The sequence below is a fragment of the Bradyrhizobium sp. SHOUNA76 genome (assembly GCF_023006445.1).
Lineage (GTDB): Bacteria > Pseudomonadota > Alphaproteobacteria > Rhizobiales > Xanthobacteraceae > Bradyrhizobium.
Genome location: NZ_JALBHA010000922.1, coordinates 1 through 1,163, shown reverse-complemented (window position 1 = coordinate 1,163; position 1,163 = coordinate 1). Strand labels below are relative to the sequence as shown.

At 66.1% G+C, this 1,163-nt stretch carries 2 protein-coding genes; both read left to right on the top strand.

What is annotated here, in order from left to right:
- Window positions 1–367 (top strand): phosphopantetheine-binding protein (locus MOV74_RS38605; RefSeq protein ID WP_246932806.1); only part of this gene is annotated, 367 nt, incomplete at its 5' end.
- Window positions 368–416: 49 nt separating this feature from the next.
- Window positions 417–1,163, top strand: a 747-nt coding sequence (locus MOV74_RS38600) for a condensation domain-containing protein (protein WP_246932803.1), incomplete at its 3' end; no start/stop codon positions are given.

The following is a 1,163-nucleotide window of genomic DNA, read 5'->3' as shown; positions in this document are numbered from 1 at the left end:
CGGCAAGATCGACCGCAAGGCGCTGCCGGCTCCGGATCAGCTTGCGACGTCAATCGAGCATGTCGCGCCGCGCACGCCGGCCGAGGCGGCGCTGGCTGCGATCTGGGCCGACCTGCTGCGCCAGCCCAAGATCGGCGTCACCGACAATTTCTTCGAGCTCGGCGGCGATTCCCTGATCGCCGTCCAGCTCGTCAGCCGCATCAAGCGCGATCTCGGCCACGACCTGCCGCTCAACCGTCTGTTTGAAATGACGACCGTTGAAACCATGGCGGCTGCGCTGGGCCTGGAGAGCGAGACCGACAAGCGGAGCGGCGACATCGCCGCGATGCTCGACATGTTGAAGGAAGTCGAACTGTCCGATGAGTGACACGGCAACCACGCAAAAGCAGCAGCTGCACGACATCTCACGGCGCCTGATGCGCCTCGATGCCGGCAAGCGGCACGCGTTCCTCTCGCAACTCGCGGCGAAGGGCGTCAACCTCGCCATGCTGCCGATCGTGCGCCAGGAGCGCAAGCGGGCGCCGCTGTCCTTTGCGCAATCGCGCCTCTGGTTCCTGTGGCGGATGGATCCGGGCAGTGCCGCCTACAACATCTCGGCGGCGCTACGTGTGCGCGGCAAGCTGCAACCACGCGCGTTGCAACAGGCGTTCGATGCGCTCGTCGTCCGCCACAGCGTGCTTCGCACGGTATTTCGACAGGAAGGAGAGCAAGCCGAACAGTTTGTCCGCGATCCGCAACCAGTCGCGTTGCGGCACGTGACCCTCGATGGCGATGACCGCGAAGGGCAGGCGCGTTTGCTGGCGCGGCAGGAAGCCTCGCTGCCGTTCGATCTGGAAGCCGGTCCGCTCATGCGCGCGGCGTTGCTGACGCTGAACGAGGACGACCACTTCCTCGTCGTCAGCCTGCACCATATCGTGACCGACGGCTGGTCGATGGGCGTGCTGGTCGATGAATTCTGGACGCTGTACGCGGCATTTGCATGCGGTGAAACACCGGCCCTGCCGGAGCCGGAGATCGGGTACGCCGACTACGCCGAATGGCAGCGGCTCTGGATGAGCGCGGTCGATGGCGTGCGGCAGGTCGACTACTGGACCCGGCGTCTCGCCGATCCAGCCGTGCTCCAGCTGCCGATCGACCGGGCGCGGCCGGCGGTCCCGAACCTT